Here is a 21,709-nt window from a genome sequence, read left to right on the forward strand (position 1 = left end):
CCAGGCATCCGCCGCACCTCCGGAGAACGATGTCGTGCTCAGGGCCGCTCTCCGCGCTTGACCTGCGGCTTGGGCAGCCGGAGGCGACGCATCTGGAGAGTGCGCATCAGCGCGTACCTGACCGCGCCCTTCGTGGGCACGTCGGGGAAGCGGGCGGCCAGCTGCTTCCTCAGCCGGATCACGATGACGATCGAGTCGACCACGATCATCACGATCACCACGAGCCACAGCAGCAGTGCGATGTTCTGCAGCGGGCCCACCCGCACCATGCTCAGTACGAGGATGACCACGGCCATCGGCAGGAAGAACTCCGCGACGCAGAAGCGCGAGTCCACGAAGTCGCGCGCGAACTTCCGCACCGGCCCCTTGTCACGGACGGGCAGATAGCGCTGGTCGCCGCTGGCCAGGGCCTGGCGCTGCTTCTCCATCTGGACACGACGCTCGTCGCGCTGGCGCTTGGCCGCGTCCTTGCGCGTCGTCGGCGTCTGGGCGACGCTGCGACGCTGGGTCTGGGCCTCACTGCGCTTGGGCGTGGGGCGGCCCTTAGGGGCCTGCGGGTCACGGGTCTGCTTGGAGTCGGTCACCGGCGCCTTGTCGGCGGGGGCCTTCTCTTCCTTGGCACGGCTACGGAACACAAAACCCAAGGGTACGGGGTGCGGCGGCATGGACGTCGTTCGAGTGGGGAACGATCCGGCAACACCGCGCGTCTGTAGTGGGACAGAGGGGACGTTGTGCATGGGTGGACCCCGAGTCCCACCTACTCCCTACGCCGGAGCGGTGCCGTACGCAGTCGTCCTTGGGGATGAGCGCATCCGTCCCCGAACAGTGCGGTAATGGATGCAGGGCCCGTACTGTGGGTTCTGTTGCAGTACCTGGAGCTGGAGTCCGTCAGAAGGGGGCGCGCGAAGCCCATGAGCGGTGTCATGAAGCGTATGGGGATGATCTTCCGCGCGAAGGCGAACAAGGCCCTTGACCGGGCCGAGGACCCGCGCGAAACCCTCGATTACTCGTACCAGAAGCAGCTGGAGCTGCTGCAGAAGGTGCGCCGCGGCGTCGCGGACGTGGCGACCAGCCGCAAGCGCCTCGAACTGCAGCTGAACCAGCTCCAGAACCAGTCCACCAAGCTGGAGGAACAGGGCCGCAAGGCGCTCGCGCTCGGCCGGGAGGACCTGGCCCGCGAGGCGCTCTCCCGCCGGGCGGCGCTCCAGCAGCAGGTGACGGACCTGGAGACGCAGCACCAGACCCTCCAGGGCGAGGAGGAGAAGCTCACCCTGGCGGCGCAGCGGCTCCAGGCCAAGGTGGACGCCTTCCGCACCAAGAAGGAGACCATCAAGGCGACCTACACGGCGGCCCAGGCGCAGACCCGCATCGGAGAGGCCTTCTCCGGCATCTCCGAGGAGATGGGCGACGTCGGCATGGCGATCCAGCGTGCCGAGGACAAGACCGCGCAGCTGCAGGCCCGCGCCGGCGCGATCGACGAGCTGCTCGCCTCCGGTGCGCTCGACGACCAGTCCGGTCTGGCCAAGGACGACATCCAGAGCGAGCTGGACCGGCTCTCCGGTGGTACGGATGTAGAGCTGGAACTGCAGCGCATGAAGGCCGAGCTCGCCGGCGGCTCCTCGCCGCAGCAGGCGATCGAGGGCGGTAGCGGACAGTCCCAGTCGCAGTCCCGGCCGCAGGACACTCCGCGCTTCGACAAGCAGTGACCCACACCTAGGGCGCCTGAGGAGGGCGACATGATCGTACGGATCATGGGGGAGGGGCAGGTGAGGTTGGACGACACCCACCTCACCGAACTGAACAAGCTGGACGACGAGCTGCTCGCCGAGATGGAGAGCGGTGACGGGGCGGGCTTCCGGCGCACCCTGACCACTCTCCTGGACCAGGTACGGCGGCTCGGCGCTCCGCTCCCCGACGACGCCCTCGAACCCTCGGACCTCATCCTCCCGTCCCCCGACGCGACCCTCGAAGAGGTCCGCGAGATGCTGACGGACGAGGGCCTGATCCCCGGCTGACGGTTCCCTCCGAGGGTTGAGCAGGGGGGCCTCCGCAGCTCCGGGCCCACAGCTCACGGGGTTTCCCGTGCCCCTGGTCGGGACTGCGTCCCGCTTCCCAGCCCATCGGAAGCGCCTTGACCGCGGCCCGGTGGGGGTTGATCGCGCAGTTCCCCGCGCCCCTAAGAGCTCCAGCCCGTCCGGCGCTCGAGGAACCGGCCGACGGTACCCAGTAGCCCCGTTCCGCCCCCTGCGAGGGCCCCGTACCGTAAACCGGGTGAGCACCCTAGAGCGCACGAAGTACAGACTCCGCGCGCACCCGATGGCCCTGGACGCCACCCTGGCGAGCGGCGTACTCGTGACGATGATGGCCAGCTCCTTCATCGACCCCCACGGGGACGACGGAGCGACCTGGGGCGCGCACACCCCGAACGTCCTCAGCCTCACCCTCATGGTGCTCAGCGCCGCCGCCCTCGTGCTCCGCCGCCGCGCCCCCAGAACGATCCTCGCCACGACCGGCGCCCTCTCCGCCCTGGAACTGGTGGCCAGCGACCCCAGAGCCCCGGTGGTGATGTCCGCCGTCGTCGCCCTCTACACCGTCGCGTCGGCCACGGACCGCCCCACCACCTGGCGCGTCGGCCTGGTCACGATGACGGTGCTGACGGCCTGCGCGATGCTGGTCGGCCCCCTGCCCTGGTACGCGCAGGAGAACCTCGCGATCTTCGCCTGGACGGGCATGGCCGCCGCCGCGGGCGACGCCGTACGCAGCCGCCGCGCCTTCGTGCACGCCATCCGCGAACGCGCCGACCGCGCCGAGCGCACCCGCGAGGAGGAGGCCCGCCGCCGGGTCGCCGAGGAGCGGCTGCGCATCGCCCGCGACCTGCACGATGTCGTCGCCCACCACATCGCCCTCGTCAACGTGCAGGCCGGAGTCGCGGCTCATGTGATGGACAAGCGCCCCGACCAGGCCAAGGAAGCCCTTGCGCACGTCCGCGAGGCCAGCCGCTCGGCCCTCAACGAACTGCGTGCCACCGTCGGCCTGCTGCGCCAGTCCGGCGACCCCGAGGCACCCACCGAACCCGCTCCGGGCCTCGCCCGCCTCGACGAACTCGCCGACACCTTCCGCAACGCCGGACTCCCCGTCGAAGTCGCCCGCGCCGACCACGGCACCACCCTTCCCGCCGCCGTCGACCTCGCCGCGTACCGAGTCATCCAGGAAGCCCTCACCAATGTGCAGAAACACGCGGGTGCGGAGGCGAAGGCCGAGATCAGCGTCGTACGGGTGGGACCGAACGTGGAAGTGACCGTCCTCGACGACGGACCCGGCCAGGACGACGGACCCGGCCAGGACGACGGTCCGCAGGAGGGCGGCGGGCACGGTCTGCTCGGGATGCGCGAGCGGGTCACCGCGCTCGGCGGCACCTGCACGACCGGTCCCCGCTACGGAGGCGGCTTCCGGGTCCATGCGATCCTTCCGGTCAAGAACCGCGCCGCGCCCGCCCTGGGGGACTCCGCATGACCATCCGTGTCCTGCTCGCCGACGACCAGGCGCTGCTGCGCAGCGCGTTCCGTGTCCTCGTCGACTCCGAGCCCGACATGGAGGTCGTGGGCGAGGCGTCCGACGGAGCGGAGGCGCTGCGGCTCACCCGGGAGGCCCGCGCCGACGTGGTGTTGATGGACATCCGGATGCCGGGGACCGACGGCCTGGCCGCCACCCGGCTGATCAGCGCCGACCCGGGGCTCGCGCACGTACGGGTGGTCATGCTGACGACCTTCGAGGTCGACGAGTACGTGGTGCAGTCGCTGCGGGCGGGTGCCTCCGGCTTCCTCGGCAAGGGCGCGGAGCCGGAGGAGCTGCTGAACGCCATCCGGATCGCGGCGGGCGGCGAGGCACTGCTGTCCCCGGCGGCCACCAAGGGACTGATCGCCAAGTTCCTCGCCCAGGGCGACGGTTCGGACGAGGGCCGGGACTCCGCCCGGGCCGAGCGGCTCGAGGCGCTCACGGGGCGCGAGCGCGAGGTGCTCGTCCAGGTCGCGGGAGGACACTCCAACGACGAGATCGCCGAGCGGCTGGAGGTCAGCCCGCTCACCGTGAAGACGCATGTCAACCGGGCCATGGCCAAGCTCGGCGCCCGCGACCGGGCCCAACTCGTCGTCATCGCCTACGAGTCGGGCCTGGTACGGCCCAGGGCGGAGTGATCTCCGGGTTACGGCAGCGCCAGCATCCGCTCCAGCGCCAGCTTCGCGAACGCCTCCGTCTCCTTGTCCACCTCGATGCGGTTGACCAGGTTGCCCTCGGCGAGGGACTCCAGGGTCCACACCAGGTGGGGGAGGTCGATGCGGTTCATGGTGGAGCAGAAGCAGACCGTCTTGTCGAGGAAGACGATCTCCTTGTCCTCGGCCGCGAAACGGTTCGCCAGGCGGCGGACCAGGTTCAGCTCCGTGCCGATCGCCCACTTGGAGCCGGCCGGGGCGGCCTCCAGGGCCTTGATGATGTACTCCGTGGAGCCGACGTAGTCCGCCGCCGACACGACCTCGTGCTTGCACTCGGGGTGGACGAGGACGTTCACGCCGGGGATGCGCTCGCGGACGTCGTTCACCGAGTCCAGCGAGAAGCGGCCGTGGACCGAGCAGTGGCCGCGCCACAGGATCATCTTGGCGTCGCGCAGCTGCTCCGCGGTGAGGCCGCCGTTCGGCTTGTGGGGGTTGTAGAGGACGCAGTCCTCCAGGCTCATCCCCATGTCACGGACGGCGGTGTTGCGGCCGAGGTGCTGGTCGGGCAGGAAGAGGACCTTCTCGCCCTGCTCGAACGCCCACTCCAGGGCCCGCTGGGCGTTGGAGGAGGTACAGATCGTGCCGCCGTGCTTGCCGGTGAACGCCTTGATGTCGGCGGAGGAGTTCATGTACGAGACGGGCACGACCTGCTCGGCCACCCCGGCCTCGGTCAGCACGTCCCAGCACTCGGCGACCTGCTCGGCCGTCGCCATGTCGGCCATGGAGCAGCCGGCGGCGAGGTCGGGAAGGACCACCTTCTGGTCGTCGGACGTCAGGATGTCCGCGGACTCCGCCATGAAGTGCACACCGCAGAAGACGATGTACTCGGCCTCGGGGCGCGCGGCGGCGTCGCGGGCCAGCTTGAAGGAGTCGCCCGTGACGTCGGCGAACTGGATGACCTCGTCGCGCTGGTAGTGGTGGCCGAGCACGAAGACCTTGTCCCCGAGCTTCTCCTTGGCCGCGCGGGCCCGTTCCACGAGATCCGGGTCGGACGGCGAGGGCAGGTCTCCGGGACACTCCACGCCGCGCTCGCTCCTCGGGTCGGCCTCACGGCCGAGCAGCAGCAGGGCGAGGGGCGTCGGCTGTACGTCGAGCTCCTGGGTCTGGGCGGTGGTCACGACACGCACCCTTTCTGTTCTGCGGCTCGCTTGGATCACGGGGGCGATCCAGCGGAACATGCCTTTTCGTCGAATTGACGCTATCTATCATAACCGCTTCACGTCATATTGACGACGTCCATAGCGTCGATGTGACGTGAATCCCGGAGGTTGTCCACAGGCCGCTGTCCGCGCTCTGGAGCATGTGCGAGCATGAGGGGAGAGAACGAGGCGACCACGGAAAGGCAGACTCTCGGCCCGGAATGAATCCGCGGCCCCGACGGTTGCAGACGTCGGCAAGCAGTCTCCGTACAACCCGGGAGAAAAGCAGATGTCCGTATCGGACGAGAAGACCACCGTGAGCGACGGCATCGTGCTGTCCGACTCCGCCGCGGCCAAGGTCAAGGCCCTGCTCGACCAGGAAGGCCGCGACGATCTGGCACTGCGCGTCGCCGTTCAGCCCGGCGGCTGCTCCGGCCTGCGCTACCAGCTCTTCTTCGACGAGCGTTCCCTCGACGGCGATGTCGTCAAGGACTTCGGTGGCGTCAAGGTCGTCACCGACCGCATGAGCGCTCCGTACCTGGGCGGCGCGTCCATCGACTTTGTGGACACCATCGAGAAGCAGGGCTTCACGATCGACAACCCGAACGCGACGGGCTCCTGCGCCTGCGGCGACTCCTTCAGCTGAGCCCGGCCGACTGCTGAACGCGTAACGCGTACGAAGGCGGCGTCCCCCTCCGACAGGGACGCCGCCTTCGCGTGTTCGGGACCGCCCGTAGAGCTCCCGCTCCCGCGCCTACCGCGCCTGAGGCGTCTTCAACGAGGCGCCGGCCACCTTGCCCTCCGGGATCGGCCTGTCGTCCGTGCCGACGACCTTCCGGTCGCCGAGCGGCTGGTCGAGACGCACCGTCTTCTCGTACACCTTGGCGATCAGGATGCAGATCTTGCCCTGCCACGGCGTCTCGGTGACCTTGACGGTCACCTTGTCCGTGGTCTCGCTCACCGAGGCGGAGTAGTCCGCGCACACCCCGCCCGTGAAGCTCACGGTCAGGTCCTTGCCGTCGGCCGTGTAGCCCTGCACCTCGACGTCGTGGGAGGTCGGCGCCGCGGTCGGCCGCGGGCTGGGGGTGGCGGTCGGCGCCCGGGTGGGCTCCGGTGAGGTCAGATACTCCGGGTCGACCGCCGGATGCGTCACCGTGAAGGCGGAGTCCGTGCCCGTCGGCCGTACCTCGAACAGCCAGGACGGCACCAGCGTCTCGTGTCCGGACACGAAGTGCGAGGCCAGCCCGAAGACGGCCTTCTCGACGGCCACCGACTCCCGCTTCGGCACCGCCGTCGACGCGCCGCAGGGCGTCTCGTCACGGTCCTTCAGCGGTACGGCACTGGCGCAGCCGCCGGGTCCCATGCGCCCACCGCCCGGCGGCGCGAGAGAGGCCGAGCCGTTCATCAGGTCCAGGGTCTTTTGCGCACCGATCACGGGGTACGTGTCCCCCTTCACCGGCGTCTTCACCTGGCCGTTGCCGCCCACTACCTGGCCGTCCGGGCCGACCTGGACGCCGGTGGTCCAGCCGTACGTGGGCAGGCCCCCGACCTTCGGGTCCGCGTTCACCACCCGCACGGCGCCCATGAGCTGACTCGCGTCCAGCTTGGCGTCGTCCTGGCTCAACGCCTTCAGTACGGGCGCGGCGGCCTTCTTCGCGGCGGCCTCGCTCACCGCGTGGCTGCTCGGGGAGCCGGGGTCGCTCCTGCACACGGCGCCCTTGCAGTTGTCGGTGCCGGGCGCGTACCGGCTGAACGTCCAGGTCCCGGGGGCCCGCTGGTTCACCTGGAGGCTGGGTCCCGAGCCGTCCTTGTCCTGGCCGACCTTCCAGGTCTCGCCGGTGAGCTTCGGGGTGCCCGCGATGTCGAGGGTCTTCGCCAGGCGGGTCACCTCGGCGGCCGTGACCTCGCCCTTCGCCGCGTAGACCGGCGCGGAGTCCGGGCCGCCGGGCAGCTTGCCGTCCGCGTGATAGGTCGTGCCGTAGGGGTTGGGCTCACCGGGCGCGATGCCGCCCGTGCCACTCGTGCCGCCCTCGGTGTAGCCGTCGAGGGCCAGCGGCGGGGGAGTGCCGTCGGTGCCGGGGGTCGCGGAGTGGCCGCGGTCGCTCCCGCCGCCGGATGCGGTCGCGGCGAAATACGCCCCGCCGCCTCCGACGATCAGCACCGCGGCGGCGACCGAGGCGACGGCCACCGGGGAATGGCGGCGGCGCGACTTCGCCGTCTCGCCGCCGTCCTCGGGGGGCTGGGTCGCTTCGCTGTCGGGTCGCTCGGTGCTCACCGCATCGCTCCTTCTGGTCGTACACCGCATCCCCTATACGGGGGACAGCGATGGGACGCAGCGGGGGAGCGCACGGTTCCCTGCGGGCGCCGTTCGCGGCCGCCCTTTTCGAGGTCCTTTCGGGCCCTGTCAGTCGCCGTAGTCGGACATCGCGTCCAGCAGGCGGGCGGACGCGGGCGGCACGGTCACCCCGTGGATGCGCGACGGGGACACGGGAAGGTCGGGGCGGGAGATGATCGGGTCCGGTGCCGCCCAGTCCCGGGCCATGGCGCCGTCGCCGCGCAGCGACGCCAGATCGCCTTCGAGGTCGTGCGGAGCGGAGCCGTGGACCTTGCGGTTCGTCATGACGGAACCGTATGCACGCCGAGTGTTACGAAGAAAGACCTACTATCGGGTAGTTTTGACCGCTTCAGAGGGCACGTGTCGACCGGGTAGCGTGAACTGTCAATCCCCTTCCGTCGCAGGAGCGTGTCCTCGCCGTGCGTATCGCAGTCACCGGCTCCATCGCCACTGACCACCTCATGACCTTCCCCGGCCGTTTCGCCGATCAGTTCGTCGCGGACCAGCTGCACACGGTCTCCCTGTCCTTCCTGGTCGACAACCTCGACGTACGCCGGGGTGGCGTCGGCGCGAACATCGCCTTCGGCATGGGACAGCTGGGCACCCGGCCGATCCTGGTCGGGGCCGCGGGCTCTGACTTCGACGAGTACCGGGCGTGGCTGGACCGCCACGGCGTCGACACCAGCTCGGTCCGGATCTCCGAGGTGCTGCACACCGCGCGCTTCGTGTGCACCACGGACTCCGACCACAACCAGATCGGCTCCTTCTACACGGGCGCGATGAGCGAGGCCCGGCTGATCGAGCTCAAGTCGGTCGCGGACCGGGTCGGCGGCCTCGACCTCGTCCTGATCGGTGCCGACGACCCGGAGGCGATGCTCCGCCACACGGAGGAGTGCCGCTCCCGCACGATCCCCTTCGCCGCGGACTTCTCGCAGCAGATCGCCCGTATGAACGGCGACGAGATCCGGATACTGCTGGACGGGGCGACCTACCTCTTCTCCAACGAGTACGAGAAGGGGCTCATCGAGTCCAAGACCGGCTGGAGCGACGAGGAGATCCTGTCGAAGGTCGGTCACCGTGTGACCACCCTCGGCGCACGGGGCGTGCGCATCGAGCGGTCCGGTGAGGACCCGATCGAGGTCGGCTGCCCGGACGAGGAGCGCAAGGCCGACCCGACGGGCGTGGGCGACGCGTTCCGCGCCGGTTTCCTCTCCGGCCTCGCCTGGGGCGTCTCCCTGGAGCGCGCCGCCCAGGTTGGCTGCATGCTCGCCACGCTGGTCATCGAGACGGTCGGCACCCAGGAGTACCAGCTGCGCCGCGCCCACTTCATGGACCGCTTCACCAAGGCGTACGGCGACGACGCGGCCACCGAGGTCCGGGCCCACCTGGCCTGATCACCGAGGTCCGGGCCCGCCCGGCCTGATCGGGACACCCTTCCGGCCGACCGCCTAGGACACCCGGCGGACCACATAGGCGAAGCCGTGGTCCGCCGGCTCCTCCCCGACGTACTCCTGACCCCGCATCTCGCACCACGCCGGGATGTCCAGCCGGGCCGCCTCGTCGTCCGAGAGGACGCGAACCGTGCCGCCCACCGGCACGTCCCCGATGACCTTGGCCAGTTCGATGACCGGGATGGGGCAGCGCTTGCCGAGGGAGTCCACCACCAGCGCGTCGGAGGGGGACGGGGAGGGCGGCGCCGGCGCCGTCGGGGCGCCGAGTCTCTCGCGTACGTCCGCGACCGCGTCCGGCAGCACCGAAAGGAACCGGTCGACGTCCTCGGACGGCGTACCCGGTGGCAGCGAGACCCGGACGTTGCCCTCGCTCAGGACACTCATCGCCTTCAGGACATGGCTCGGGGTCAGTGTGCTGCTCGTGCAGGAGGAGCCGGAGGAGACCGAGAAGCCCGCCCGGTCCAGTTCGTGCAGGAGCGTCTCCCCGTCGACGTACAGACAGGAGAAGGTGACGATCCCCGGCAGACGGTGAACCGCGTCCCCGACCACCTCCACGTCCGGGACCAGTTCGGGCACCCGTACGCGGATCCGTTCCGTCAGTTCCCGTAGGCGCGCGGTCTCCGCGGCCGCCTCCGCCCGAACCGCGCGCAGTGACGCCGCCGCGGCCACGACGGCCGGGATGTTCTCGAAGCCCGCCGCCCGGCCCGACTCCCGCTCGTCCACGGGTCCTTGGGGAGCGAACCGCACCCCCTTGCGCACGACGAGCAGTCCGACCCCCGAAGGACCACCCCATTTGTGGGCACTTGCCGTCAGCAGGGACCAGTCGCCCGCCACCCGGCTCCACGACAGTGACTGCGCCGCGTCCACCAACAGCGGCACCCCCGCCGCCCGGCACGCCTCCGCGACCTCCCGTACCGGCTGCTCCGTGCCCACCTCGTGGTTGGCGGACTGGAGGCAGGCGAGCGCGGTGTCGGGGCGCAGGGCGGCGGCGTAGGAAGAAGGAGAGACCCTGCCCGCGCGGTCGACGGGCACCGTCGTCACCGAGCCGCCCGCCGCCTCGTGGACCTCCGCCGAATGGAGTACCGACGAATGTTCGACCGATGACACGATCAGGTGGCGTCCGACGCGCCGACGGCCCGCCAGGGCGCCCTCGATTCCGGAGTGCACCGCCCGGGTGCCTGACGAGGTGAAGGTCAGCTCGTCCGGGCGGCAGCCCACCGCCTCGGCGGCCGCCTCGCGCGCCGCGTCGAGCAGCATTCGGGCCCGCCGCCCTTCCCGGTAGAGCCGTGCGGGATCGGCCCATCCCTCGTCGAGCGAGGCCTGCAGGGCCTGCCGGGCGACGGGGTGGAGAGGAGTAGCGGAAGCAGCATCGAAGTAGGCCACCCCCCAACGCTAAAGCCCCGGTCGGACCAGCGCCCAAAAAGGGCGCGAGGCGGTGACATCTGCGGCTCCGCCGCGGGGCGCGACAAGCCACGACGAACCCGCAGCCGCCGCGATGTCCCGTGTCCCGAGCCCTTGGGCGCCCCAAATCTCCGTCAGAAGTAGCCCGGAGCAGGGCAACCCACCCCCTTCGGCTGACCCAGCGGCGCGTTGGGCACCCTCCCCGCGCGACCCCAAATAGCGTCCAGTAGGGTTTGGTCCGCATAAACATCCAAACCCCTGCCCGACGCAGGGCGGCGACCGACCAGCGAGAAGGCCGCAGCCGACCGCGCGGGCGAGACTCTCGGGAAGGCGCTACGTGAGTCCCAACGGCTCCGACCGCTCGCCGCGGCGCCCGATGCGGCGGAAGCTGCTGCAGGCACTGACTGCGGGCCTGGTCCTGGCGACCGCCACCGGTTGCACATACAAGGACTTCCCCCGCCTTGGTATGCCCACCCCGACCACGGAAGAGGGTCCGCGGATCCTCTCCCTGTGGCAGGGGTCCTGGGCGGCCGCGCTCGCCGTTGGCGTGCTGGTGTGGGGCCTGATCCTGTGGAGTGTGTTCTTCCACCGGCGCAGCCGCACCAAGGTCGAAGTTCCTCCGCAGACCCGGTACAACATGCCCATCGAGGCGCTGTACACGGTAGTCCCGCTCATCATCGTCTCGGTGCTGTTCTACTTCACCGCCCGAGACGAGACGAAGCTCCTCAGCCTCAAGCCGAAGCCGGACGTCACGGTCAACGTGGTCGGCTATCAGTGGAGCTGGGGCTTCAACTACATCGAGGACGTTCCCGGTGTCACCGGCAACGCCAAGATCGACCCGAACCTGGCCGCCATCCCGGACCGGTTCAAGAAGGACTTCCCGGCGAACGCCGGCGGTGTCTACGAGGTCGGTACGCCGGGTGAGCGGAACCCGCAGACGGGCAACCCCGGTCCGACCCTCTGGCTGCCCAAGGGCAAGACGGTCCGCTTCGTCCTCACTTCGCGTGACGTCATCCACTCCTTCTGGGTGGTGCCGTTCCTGATGAAGATGGACGTCATTCCGGGCCACACCAACTCCTTCCAGGTGACCCCCAACAAGGAGGGCACCTTCCTGGGCAAGTGCGCCGAGCTGTGCGGCGTCGACCACTCCCGGATGCTCTTCAACGTGAAGGTCGTCTCCCCCGAGCGCTACGAGGCCCACCTCAAGCAGCTCGCGGCACAGGGACAGACCGGTTACGTCCCGGCCGGCATTGAGCAGACGGGCCACGAGAAGAACCGGGAGACGAACAACCTGTGAGCATCCTCAACGAACCTCAGGGTGCCGGGGCAGCCGAAGACTCGTACGAGAACGAGCTGCCGGTGCGGCGCAAGCAGCCGGGCAACGTCGTGATCAAGTGGCTCACCACCACCGACCACAAGACGATCGGCACGCTTTACCTGGTCACGTCATTCGCGTTCTTCATCATCGGCGGCGTCATGGCGCTGCTGATGCGTGCCGAACTGGCGCGCCCCGGCACGCAGATCATGTCGAACGAGCAGTTCAACCAGGCGTTCACGATGCACGGCACGATCATGCTGCTGATGTTCGCGACGCCGCTGTTCGCCGGTTTCACGAACTGGATCATGCCGCTGCAGATCGGCGCGCCCGACGTGGCGTTCCCGCGGCTGAACATGTTCGCCTACTGGCTCTACCTGTTCGGCTCGACCATCGCGGTGGGTGGCTTCCTCACCCCGCAGGGCGCGGCCGACTTCGGCTGGTTCGCCTACAGCCCGCTGTCGGACGCGGTCCGCTCGCCGGGTGTCGGCGCCGACATGTGGATCATGGGTCTGGCCTTCTCCGGCTTCGGCACGATCCTCGGTGCGGTCAACTTCATCACCACCATCATCTGCATGCGCGCCCCGGGCATGACGATGTTCCGCATGCCGATCTTCGTGTGGAACGTGCTGCTCACCGCGGTGCTGGTGCTGCTGGCCTTCCCCGTGCTGGCGGCGGCGCTGTTCGCGCTGGAGGCGGACCGAAAATTCGGTGCGCATGTGTTTGACGCCGCCAATGGCGGAGCCTTGCTATGGCAACACCTCTTCTGGTTCTTCGGCCATCCAGAGGTGTACATCATCGCTCTACCGTTCTTCGGCATCATCTCCGAAGTCATCCCGGTGTTCTCCCGCAAGCCGATGTTCGGCTACATGGGCCTGATCGCCGCGACGATCTCCATCGCCGGTCTGTCCGTGACCGTGTGGGCGCACCACATGTACGTCACCGGTGGCGTACTGCTCCCGTTCTTCTCCTTCATGACGTTCCTCATCGCCGTACCGACAGGCGTGAAGTTCTTCAACTGGATCGGAACGATGTGGAAGGGGTCCTTGAGTTTCGAGACCCCGATGCTCTGGGCGGTCGGCTTCCTGATCACCTTCACCTTCGGTGGTCTGACCGGTGTCATCCTGGCCTCGCCGCCGATGGACTTCCACGTCTCGGACTCGTACTTCGTGGTGGCGCACTTCCACTACGTGATCTTCGGTACGGTCGTGTTCGCGATGTTCTCCGGATTCCACTTCTGGTGGCCGAAGTTCACCGGCAAGATGCTCGACGAGCGCCTCGGAAAGATCACCTTCTGGACGCTGTTCGTGGGCTTCCACGGCACGTTCCTGGTGCAGCACTGGCTGGGTGTCGAGGGCATGCCGCGTCGCTACGCGGACTACCTCGCCGCCGACGGCTTCACCGCGCTGAACACGATCTCGACGATCAGCTCGTTCCTGCTCGGCCTGTCGATCCTGCCGTTCTTCTACAACGTGTGGAAGACCGCCAAGTACGGCAAGAAGGTCGAGGTCGACGACCCGTGGGGTTACGGCCGCTCGCTGGAGTGGGCCACGTCCTGCCCGCCGCCGCGCCACAACTTCCTCACGCTGCCGCGGATCCGTTCCGAATCCCCGGCCTTCGACCTGCACCACCCGGAGATCGCCGCTCTCGACCAGCTCGAGAACGCCGGTCACGGTGAGAAGGCCCTCTCCGGTGGCAAGGAGGCCGGCAAGTGAAGGTCCAAGGCAAGATGTTCCTCTGGCTGGCTGCCTTCATCCTCGTCATGGCGATCGTCTATGGCGTGTGGTCGAAGGAGCCGGCCGGCACCACGGCGCTCTTCCTGGCCTTCGGCCTGAGCGTGATGATCGGCTACTACCTGGCCTTCACGGCCCGGCGGGTCGACCAGCTGGCGCAGGACAACGACGAGGCCGATGTCGCGGACGAGGCGGGCGAGGTGGGCTTCTTCAGCCCGCACAGCTGGCAGCCGCTCGCGCTCGGTTTCGGCGGCGCGCTCGCCTTCATGGCCGTCGTCTTCGGCTGGTGGCTGCTGTACTTCGGGTTCCCGATCATCCTGATCGGCCTGTGGGGCTGGGTCTTCGAGTACTACCACGGTGAGAACCGCACCCAGTAGCACGCTCACGGTCCCCTAGCGATCGCTGGACACCCGGGAAGCCCGGATTCTCCTGACGGAGAGTCCGGGCTTCCTCTTTTGCCGTACGCCACATCCCCCGCACGGCTCACTCGCCGCGCCGAGGCTGACGGGTGTTCATAGCGTGAGTCCATGAATCACGCACCGCGAATCCGCACGGTCGTCAGCCGCACCACGCTGGTGGTCGCCCTCGGCGCGGCCGCCGCTGCCTGCGGCGGAAGCGGCCACCCGCTCTCCGCCAGGCCGTACGACGCGGCGGGTCAGCTCTCCTTCACCGACGTGGTCGGCGACAGCCGCAAGGTCGACCCGGACAAGCCCCTGGAAATCACCGCCAAGGGCGATGACGAGCGCATCACCGATGTGACGGCCGTCGACGCGTCGGGGCGCTATGTGGCGGGCGAACTCGCCGCCGACGGCACCCGTTGGCACAGCACCTCACCGCTGGCCGCGGGCGCCCACTACACGGTGCATGTGAGCACGGAGGACGAGGACGGCGCACCCGGCCGGCAGATCGTCGCCTTCGAGACCACCGCGCCCACCACGAACAAGCCCCTCAACGTGACCCTGGGGCCCGCCGCGGGCGAGTACGGCGTCGGTCAGCCCATCACCGCCGAACTCAGCGCCCCGGTCAAGGACAAGGCCGCACGCGCGATCGTCGAAGGCGCCCTGAGGGTCGACTCCGTGCCCGCCGCGGAGGGCGCCTGGCACTGGGTGGACGACAAGACGCTGCACTATCGGCCCAAGGAGTACTGGCCCATCCACGCCACCATCCAGGCCCACAGCAACCTCAAGGGCATCAAGATCGCCGACCGGCTCTGGGGCGGCGACGCGAAGCCCCTGACGCTCACCACCGGGGACCGCTTCGTCGCCGTCACGGACGCCGCCGCGCACTCCATGACGATCTACAAGAACGACCAGGTGATCAACCAGATCCCCGTCACCACCGGCAAGCCGGGCTACGAGACCCGCAACGGCGTCAAGGTCGTACTGAGCAAGGAGCCCTTCGTACGGATGCGCGGCACCACCGTCGGCATCGCCGAGGGCAGCGCGGACTCCTACGACCTGCCCGTCTACTGGGCGACCAGGGTCACCTGGAGCGGCGAGTATGTGCACGCCGCGCCCTGGTCGGTGGGGGAGCAGGGCTCCGCCAACGTCAGCCACGGCTGCACCGGGATGAGCACCAGCAACGCCGAGTGGTTCTTCAAGAACGTCCGCCAGGGCGACATCGTGAAGGTCCAGAACTCCAACGGCGACGCCATGACCCCGTTCAACAACGGCTTCGGCGACTGGAACGTCGCCTGGAAGGACTGGCGCAACGGCAGCGCCCTGACAGCGGGCGTCCCGGAGGGCCCGAAACTGACGGACCGGGCGAGGCTACGCCCGGAGAGCGTTTGAGAACGACCTGCCCCGCGCCCCGAAAGAGGCGCGGGGCTGTGTCCTTCCGCGGCTGCGAACTCTCAGGCGCCCAGGAGGGCCTTGCGGCGGAGCAGCGAGGCCAACGCGGAGGCGAACTCGACCGGATCCACCGGAAGGGTCACCGCCGCGTCCGCACGGCTCCACGTGGCCAGCCAGGCGTCCTGGGGCCGCCCGATGAGCACCAGCACGGGCGGGCAGTTGAAGATCTCGTCCTTGATCTGCCGGCAGACGCCCATGCCACCCATCGGAACCGCCTCGCCGTCCAGCACACAGACGTCGATGCCGCCCTTGTCCAGCTCCGTCAGGACGGCGGCGGGCGTGGCGCACTCGATGAACTCGACCTGGGGAACGTCGGGGGCCGGTCTGCGACCGGTCGCCAGCCGCACCTGCCCCCGGGTGTTGGAGTCGTCGCTGTAGACCAGCACCGTGGCGGTCGGCTGCATTGTTCCTCCACGCATCTAAGAAGCACAGCATTGGTCGGGAACTCCTGGTACCGATGGCGCGGATGCTACTCCCTCAAACACCTCGTCAACACCGGTTCGGACAGGGCTTCGATGGGCCATACGGGCTGGACACACCCCATCAACACCCCGAACGGCACCCCCGGGCGTGAGGGCGGGATAAGCGACCGACATAATGTCGGTCGTGGCGACAGCAACGACAGTAGAAACCGGGCACGCGCACCCGTCGGTCAATCGACCGAACCTCACCAGCGTCGGAACCATCATCTGGCTGAGTTCCGAGCTGATGTTCTTCGCGGCCCTCTTCGCGATGTACTTCACCCTGCGATCGGTGACCGGGCCGGATCACTGGAAAGAGATGGCGGGCCATCTCAACATCCCGTTCTCGGCCTCGAACACCACGATCCTGGTGCTCTCCTCCCTGACCTGCCAGCTCGGCGTCTTCGCCGCCGAGCGCGGGGACGTGAAGAAGCTCCGGATGTGGTTCATCGTCACGTTCGTGATGGGTGCGATCTTCATCGGCGGTCAGATCTTCGAGTACACCAATCTGGTCAAGGAGGACGGGATCTCGCTCTCCTCCGACCCGTACGGCTCGGTGTTCTACCTGACCACCGGCTTCCACGGCCTGCACGTGACGGGTGGCCTCATCGCCTTCCTGTTCGTCCTCGGCCGCACCTACGCGGCCAAGAGGTTCACTCACGAGCAGGCGACCGCCGCCATCGTCGTGTCCTACTACTGGCACTTCGTCGATGTCGTCTGGATCGGCCTCTTCGCCACGATCTACTTGATCAAGTAACCGGGCGGCGTCCGCGGCGAACCGATCGCACGCGACGAACCGATCCATTTCCAGAAGCATCGACGCAGAAGATCCTGACACCGGGGTAATCCGTGAAAAAGCTCTCCGCACGACGACGCCATCCGCTGGCGGCGGTCGTCGTCCTACTCCTCGCGCTGGCGGCCACCGGGGGGCTGTACGCCGCGTTCGCACCAGCGAGCAAGGCGCAGGCCGATACGACCGCCCAGTCCCTTGCCATCGACGAGGGCAAGAAGCTCTACGCCGTGGGCTGCGCCAGCTGCCACGGAACCGGCGGTCAGGGGTCCTCCGACGGTCCGAGCCTGGTGGGCGTCGGCGCCGCGGCGGTCGACTTCCAGGTCGGCACCGGCCGTATGCCGGCCCAGCAGCCGGGCGCTCAGATCCCGAAGAAGAAGGTCATCTACTCGCAGGCCGAGATCGACCAGCTCGCGGCGTACATCGCCTCGCTGGGCGCTGGTCCCACGGTGCCTACGAAGAGCCAGGTCAGCCCCGAGGGTGCGGACATCGCCAAGGGCGGTGAGCTCTTCCGTACCAACTGCGCGCAGTGCCACAACTTCACCGGCAAGGGTGGCGCGCTGACGCACGGCAAGTTCGCGCCGAGCCTTGAGGGTGTTGACCCCAAGCACATCTACGAGGCCATGCAGACCGGCCCGCAGAACATGCCGTCCTTCCCCGACACCACGCTGTCGGAGAAGAACAAGAAGGACATCATCGCGTACCTCAACGCGGTCAACGGTGACGACACCGAGAGCCCCGGCGGTCTGGATCTGGGCGGCCTCGGGCCGGTCAGTGAAGGCCTCTTCGGCTGGATCTTCGGTCTTGGCGCCCTGGTCGCCGTCGCCGTCTGGGTCGCCGCTCGGACCGCAAAGGCCAAGAAGTCATGAGTAGCAAAGAGATTCCAGAAGAGAACCTGCCCGCTGAGCAGGTCGACGAGCACGGTCACAGCGCGGTAGCCGTCGCGGACGAGACCAACCCGTTCGCGGACCCGGGCCTGCCGCCCCACGAGCACCGCATCCAGGACATCGACGAGCGGGCCGCCAAGCGGTCCGAGCGCGTCGTCGCCATGCTGTTCACGTTGTCGATGCTGGCCACTGTCGGCTTCATCGCCTCGTACGTGGCGATCCCGCCGGACAAGTCGATCTTCGTCTTCCCCCTCGGTCACATCAGCGCGCTGAACTTCGCGCTGGGGATGACCCTCGGTGTGGCGCTGTTCGCGATCGGCGCGGGAGCGGTCCACTGGGCCCGCACCCTGATGTCCGACGTGGAGATCGCCGACCAGCGTCACCCGATTGAGGCGGAGCCCGAGGTCAAGGCCAAGGTCATGGCCGACTTCAAGGAGGGCGCCAAGGAGTCCGCGCTCGGCCGCCGCAAGCTGATCCGCAACACGATGTTCGGCGCGCTGGCCCTGTTCCCGCTCTCCGGCGTCATGCTGCTGCGCGACCTGGGCCCGCTGCCCGGCACCAAGCTGCGCCACACGCTCTGGTCCAAGGGCAAGCTGCTCGTCAACATGAACACGAACGAGCCGCTGCGCGCCTCCGACGTCGCCGTCGGCTCGCTCACCTTCGCCAAGCCCGAGGGCCTGGAGGAGCACGACGAGGACTTCCAGCTCCAGATCGCCAAGGCGGCCCTGATGATCGTCCGGCTTCAGCCGGAGAACATCAAGGACAAGCGCGAGCTCGCCTGGTCACACGAGGGCATCGTGGCGTACTCGAAGATCTGCACCCATGTCGGTTGCCCGATCTCCCTGTACGAGCAGCAGACGCACCACGTGCTCTGCCCCTGCCACCAGTCCACCTTCGACCTCTCCGACGGTGCCCGAGTGATCTTCGGCCCGGCCGGTCACGCCCTGCCGCAGCTGCGCATCGGTGTGAACGAACAGGGTTACCTCGAAGCGCTCGGCGACTTCGAAGAGCCCGTCGGTCCTGCCTTCTGGGAGCGCGGATGAGTACTACCACCACTTCCGACTCGCGCTCCTCGCGCGAGAAGGCCCCGGCCGGCGAGAGGGTCGCCGACTGGGCCGACGGACGGCTCGGGATCTACTCCCTTGCCAAGTCCAACATGCGCAAGATCTTCCCCGACCACTGGTCGTTCATGTTGGGTGAGGTCTGCCTCTACAGCTTCATCATCATCATCCTCACGGGTGTGTACCTGACGCTGTTCTTCCACCCGTCGATGAACGAGGTCACGTACCACGGTAGCTACGTCCCGCTGCAGGGACAGCTGATGTCCGAGGCGTTCAACTCGACGATGCACATCTCGTTCGAGGTGCGCGGTGGTCTGCTGGTCCGGCAGATCCACCACTGGGCGGCGCTGATCTTCCTAGCCGGCATGTTCGTGCACATGATGCGCGTGTTCTTCACGGGCGCGTTCCGCAAGCCGCGTGAGGTCAACTGGCTGTTCGGCTTCCTGCTGTTCGTCCTGGGCATGTTCACCGGCTTCACCGGTTACTCGCTCCCGGACGACCTGCTCTCCGGCACCGGTGTCCGCTTCATGGAGGGCGCGGTCCTGTCCGTGCCGATCGTGGGCACGTACCTGTCGTTCTTCCTCTTCGGCGGACAGTTCCCGGGCGGCGACTTCGTCGCGCGGTTCTACTCGGTCCACATCCTGCTGCTGCCGGGCATCATGCTCGGCCTGCTGGTAGCCCACCTGATCCTGGTCTTCTACCACAAGCACACGCAGTTCGCGGGCCCCGGAAAGACGAACAACAACGTCGTCGGCATGCCGCTGCTGCCGGTCTACACGGCCAAGGCCGGAGGCTTCTTCTTCCTGGTCTTCGGCGTCATCGCGGCCGTCTCGGCGATCGCCTCGATCAACCCGATCTGGACCATGGGTCCCTACCGTCCGGACATGGTGTCCACGGGCGCCCAGCCCGACTGGTACATGGGCTTCTCCGAGGGCCTGATCCGTGTCATGCCGGGCTGGGAGATCAACCTCTGGGGTCACACACTCGTCCTGGGCGTGTTCCTCCCGCTGGTGATCTTCCCGCTGGTCCTGGTCGCGATCGCGGTCTACCCGTTCATCGAGTCCTGGGTCACCGGCGACAAGCGCGAGCACCACATCCTGGACCGCCCGCGCAACGCCCCGACCCGGACCGCGTTCGGCGCCGCCTGGATCAGCTGGTACTTCGTCCTGCTGGTCGGTGGTGGCAACGACATCTGGGCCACGCACTTCCATCTGTCGATCAACTCGATCACCTGGTTCGTGCGCATCAGCTTCTTCATCGTGCCGGTCATCGTGTTCGTCATCACCAAGCGGGTCTGCCTCGGCCTCCAGCGCCGCGACAAGGACAAGGTGCTGCACGGCCGCGAGTCGGGCATCATCAAGCGCCTGCCGCACGGTGAGTTCATCGAGGTGCACGAGCCGCTCAGCCAGGAGGCCCTGCACACGCTCACCGCGCACGAGCAGTACAAGCCGGCCGAGATCGGCCCGACGGTCGACGAGAACGGTGTCGAGCGCAAGGTGAAGGGCACGGAGAGGCTCCGCTCCAAGCTCAGCGAGGGCTTCTACGGGGAGGAAAGCCAGATCCCCAAGCCCACGGTCGAGGAGTTCAAGGAGATCACGAGCGGCCACGGCCACCACTGATCCTCCGACCGGTTGACCGGTCCTTACTGATCGCCACGGCGAGAGCCTCCGTCCATTGCCTGGACGGGGGCTCTTTGCCGTCTGCGGGCCTGGATAGGGTGTTCCCATCTACACAGGAGTCCCTTTCCGGGACCGACCCAGGAGCGGCTTATGAGCGCTGTGAACCCCGCTGGAGGCGACACCGCGGCGGGCCGTTCCTGGCCCATGGTGCTGAACGGCCTGCTCGAGGGCCGCGACCAGAGCGCGGACGACACCGCCTGGGCGATGGACCGCATCATGAGCGGCGAGGCGACGGACGCGCAGATCGCCGGGTTCGCGGTGGCGCTGCGGGCCAAGGGCGAGACGGTCGAGGAGATCTCCGGTCTCGTCCGGACGATGTACGAGCACGCCAATGTGATCGAGGTGCCGGGGGACACCGTCGACATCGTCGGCACGGGAGGTGACGGCGCGAAGACGGTGAACATCTCCACGATGTCGTCGATCGTCGTGGCCGGCACCGGTGCCAAGGTCGTCAAGCACGGCAACCGGGCCGCGTCCTCGGCGTCCGGCGCCTCGGACGTCCTGGAGAAGCTCGGCGTCAATCTGGACCTGACGACGAAGCGGGTGGCCGAGGTCGCGGAGGAGGCCGGGATCACCTTCTGCTTCGCGGTGAAGTTCCACCCGGCACTGCGTCATGTCGCGGCGGCGCGGGGGCAGTTGGGAATCCGGACCACGTTCAACGTGCTGGGTCCGCTGACGAACCCGGCGCGGGTGAGGGCGCAGGCCGTCGGAGTCGCGGACCTGCGCATGGCGCCGATCGTCGCGGGCGTGTTCGCCGAGCGCGGCAACTCCTCGCTCGTCTTCCGCGGCGACGACGGCCTGGACGAGCTGACCACCACCGCGACGTCCCGGGTCTGGGTCGTCCGCGACGGCAAGGTCACCGAGGAGCGCTTCGACCCGCGTGACGTCGGCCTCGAGCTCGTCCCCGTGGAGGCCCTGCGTGGCGCCGACGCGTCGTACAACGCGGACATCGCCCGTCGGCTGCTCAACGGCGAGACGGGGCCCGTACGGGACGCCGTGCTCCTGAACTCCGCGGCGGCCCTCGTCGCCCTGTCCCCGACCGACGCACCGCTCGCGGACCAGCTCCGCGCCGGGATGGCGAAGGCGGCGGAGGCGATCGACTCGGGGGCGGCGAAACGAACGCTGGAACGCTGGGTGGCTGCCAGCCAGGCGTAGGCGGCCGGCGGAGCCCCGGTTCTTCGTCCGCGGGCCGGTGGGGGTTGCTCGCGCAGTTCCCCGTTCCTTCAGGGGCGCGGGGAACTGCGCGATCTTTTGGGGGTCTGGGGGCGGAGCCCCCAGGTAGGGATGGGACGGGTAGGGGCGGCGGGGGCGAGGAACGTGGGTGGCGTCCCCGCAACCC

Annotated in this window: 21 protein-coding genes; 15 read left to right on the top strand and 6 right to left on the bottom strand. The window is 68.5% G+C overall.

Annotation, left to right across the window (positions count from 1 at the left end):
• Positions 1 to 38: 38 nt before the first annotated feature.
• The gene (locus OG819_RS23220; RefSeq protein ID WP_266582114.1) at positions 39 to 665 is read right to left on the bottom strand and encodes a DUF3043 domain-containing protein; all 627 of its coding nucleotides are present in this window, start codon (positions 663 to 665) and stop codon (positions 39 to 41) included.
• Positions 666 to 911: 246 nt separating this feature from the next.
• On the opposite strand from OG819_RS23220, the gene OG819_RS23225 reads away from it, so the two are divergent.
• The 4 genes from OG819_RS23225 to OG819_RS23240 all read left to right on the top strand — a co-directional run bounded on the left by OG819_RS23225 (position 912) and on the right by OG819_RS23240 (position 4,193).
• On the top strand, positions 912 to 1,706 hold the full coding sequence (locus tag OG819_RS23225) for a PspA/IM30 family protein (RefSeq protein WP_266652820.1): 795 nt from the start codon (positions 912 to 914) through the stop codon (positions 1,704 to 1,706).
• A 30-nt stretch (positions 1,707 to 1,736) separates the two neighbouring features.
• Positions 1,737 to 2,015, top strand: coding sequence for a hypothetical protein (locus tag OG819_RS23230; RefSeq protein WP_266624165.1), 279 nt, complete (start codon positions 1,737 to 1,739; stop codon positions 2,013 to 2,015).
• A 256-nt stretch (positions 2,016 to 2,271) separates the two neighbouring features.
• Complete coding sequence (locus tag OG819_RS23235; protein ID WP_266624163.1) at positions 2,272 to 3,513, top strand: sensor histidine kinase; 1,242 nt, start codon at positions 2,272 to 2,274, stop codon at positions 3,511 to 3,513.
• Positions 3,510 to 4,193 carry a response regulator transcription factor gene (locus OG819_RS23240; protein ID WP_266624162.1) on the top strand — a complete coding sequence of 228 codons (684 nt, stop codon included), beginning with the start codon at positions 3,510 to 3,512 and terminating at the stop codon, positions 4,191 to 4,193. Before OG819_RS23235 ends, OG819_RS23240 begins: the two co-directional genes overlap by 4 nt.
• 8 nt (positions 4,194 to 4,201) lie before the next feature.
• On the opposite strand, the gene nadA is transcribed toward OG819_RS23240, so the two are convergent.
• A complete protein-coding gene (nadA, locus tag OG819_RS23245; RefSeq protein ID WP_266414701.1) occupies positions 4,202 to 5,386 on the bottom strand; it encodes a quinolinate synthase NadA in 1,185 nt (394 codons plus the stop codon).
• Between the two features lie 310 nt (positions 5,387 to 5,696).
• Here nadA and OG819_RS23250 point away from each other — a divergent pair, with 310 nt between their 5' ends.
• Entirely contained in the window at positions 5,697 to 6,053 is a 357-nt protein-coding gene (locus tag OG819_RS23250) for an iron-sulfur cluster assembly accessory protein (protein ID WP_266414703.1), read from the top strand.
• 108 nt (positions 6,054 to 6,161) lie between these two features.
• On the opposite strand, the gene OG819_RS23255 is transcribed toward OG819_RS23250, so the two are convergent.
• Positions 6,162 to 7,682 carry a hypothetical protein gene (locus OG819_RS23255; protein WP_266624160.1) on the bottom strand — a complete coding sequence of 507 codons (1,521 nt, stop codon included), beginning with the start codon at positions 7,680 to 7,682 and terminating at the stop codon, positions 6,162 to 6,164.
• A gap of 129 nt (positions 7,683 to 7,811) precedes the next feature.
• Positions 7,812 to 8,027, bottom strand: a complete 216-nt coding sequence (locus OG819_RS23260) for a hypothetical protein (RefSeq protein ID WP_266624159.1) — start codon at positions 8,025 to 8,027, stop codon at positions 7,812 to 7,814.
• 134 nt (positions 8,028 to 8,161) lie between these two features.
• On the opposite strand from OG819_RS23260, the gene OG819_RS23265 reads away from it, so the two are divergent.
• Complete coding sequence (locus tag OG819_RS23265; RefSeq protein WP_266414709.1) at positions 8,162 to 9,136, top strand: carbohydrate kinase family protein; 975 nt, start codon at positions 8,162 to 8,164, stop codon at positions 9,134 to 9,136.
• 54 nt (positions 9,137 to 9,190) lie between these two features.
• On the opposite strand, the gene OG819_RS23270 is transcribed toward OG819_RS23265, so the two are convergent.
• Positions 9,191 to 10,576, bottom strand: a complete 1,386-nt coding sequence (locus tag OG819_RS23270) for a cysteine desulfurase/sulfurtransferase TusA family protein (protein ID WP_266651068.1) — start codon at positions 10,574 to 10,576, stop codon at positions 9,191 to 9,193.
• 355 nt (positions 10,577 to 10,931) lie between these two features.
• Between OG819_RS23270 and coxB the strand changes: the two genes are divergently transcribed.
• The 4 genes from coxB to OG819_RS23290 all read left to right on the top strand — a co-directional run bounded on the left by coxB (position 10,932) and on the right by OG819_RS23290 (position 15,432).
• Positions 10,932 to 11,891 (top strand): cytochrome c oxidase subunit II, encoded by a 960-nt coding sequence (gene coxB, locus OG819_RS23275; protein WP_266414714.1) that lies wholly within the window; start codon positions 10,932 to 10,934, stop codon positions 11,889 to 11,891.
• Entirely contained in the window at positions 11,888 to 13,624 is a 1,737-nt protein-coding gene (ctaD, locus tag OG819_RS23280) for a cytochrome c oxidase subunit I (protein WP_266414717.1), read from the top strand. Before coxB ends, ctaD begins: the two co-directional genes overlap by 4 nt.
• Entirely contained in the window at positions 13,621 to 14,019 is a 399-nt protein-coding gene (locus OG819_RS23285) for a cytochrome c oxidase subunit 4 (RefSeq protein WP_266414719.1), read from the top strand. Before ctaD ends, OG819_RS23285 begins: the two co-directional genes overlap by 4 nt.
• Before the next feature lie 150 nt (positions 14,020 to 14,169).
• Entirely contained in the window at positions 14,170 to 15,432 is a 1,263-nt protein-coding gene (locus OG819_RS23290; protein ID WP_266624155.1) for an Ig-like domain-containing protein, read from the top strand.
• Between the two features lie 62 nt (positions 15,433 to 15,494).
• Here the strand turns inward: OG819_RS23290 and OG819_RS23295 are convergent, their stop codons facing one another.
• Complete coding sequence (locus tag OG819_RS23295) at positions 15,495 to 15,896, bottom strand: response regulator transcription factor (protein WP_075026437.1); 402 nt, start codon at positions 15,894 to 15,896, stop codon at positions 15,495 to 15,497.
• A gap of 193 nt (positions 15,897 to 16,089) precedes the next feature.
• Between OG819_RS23295 and OG819_RS23300 the strand changes: the two genes are divergently transcribed.
• From OG819_RS23300 to trpD, 5 genes are all read left to right on the top strand, one after another.
• Positions 16,090 to 16,710 (top strand): heme-copper oxidase subunit III, encoded by a 621-nt coding sequence (locus OG819_RS23300; protein WP_067363575.1) that lies wholly within the window; start codon positions 16,090 to 16,092, stop codon positions 16,708 to 16,710.
• 92 nt (positions 16,711 to 16,802) lie between these two features.
• Positions 16,803 to 17,612 (top strand): c-type cytochrome, encoded by an 810-nt coding sequence (locus OG819_RS23305; protein ID WP_266414729.1) that lies wholly within the window; start codon positions 16,803 to 16,805, stop codon positions 17,610 to 17,612.
• Complete coding sequence (locus tag OG819_RS23310) at positions 17,609 to 18,673, top strand: ubiquinol-cytochrome c reductase iron-sulfur subunit (RefSeq protein ID WP_266624150.1); 1,065 nt, start codon at positions 17,609 to 17,611, stop codon at positions 18,671 to 18,673. The genes OG819_RS23305 and OG819_RS23310 overlap by 4 nt, the downstream gene beginning before the upstream one ends.
• Positions 18,670 to 20,310 (top strand): cytochrome bc complex cytochrome b subunit, encoded by a 1,641-nt coding sequence (locus OG819_RS23315; protein ID WP_266624148.1) that lies wholly within the window; start codon positions 18,670 to 18,672, stop codon positions 20,308 to 20,310. Before OG819_RS23310 ends, OG819_RS23315 begins: the two co-directional genes overlap by 4 nt.
• A gap of 150 nt (positions 20,311 to 20,460) precedes the next feature.
• Positions 20,461 to 21,525, top strand: a complete 1,065-nt coding sequence (gene trpD / locus OG819_RS23320) for an anthranilate phosphoribosyltransferase (RefSeq protein WP_266624146.1) — start codon at positions 20,461 to 20,463, stop codon at positions 21,523 to 21,525.
• Positions 21,526 to 21,709: the final 184 nt, after the last annotated feature.

Source organism: Streptomyces sp. NBC_01549, assembly GCF_026339955.1.
Lineage (GTDB): Bacteria > Actinomycetota > Actinomycetes > Streptomycetales > Streptomycetaceae > Streptomyces.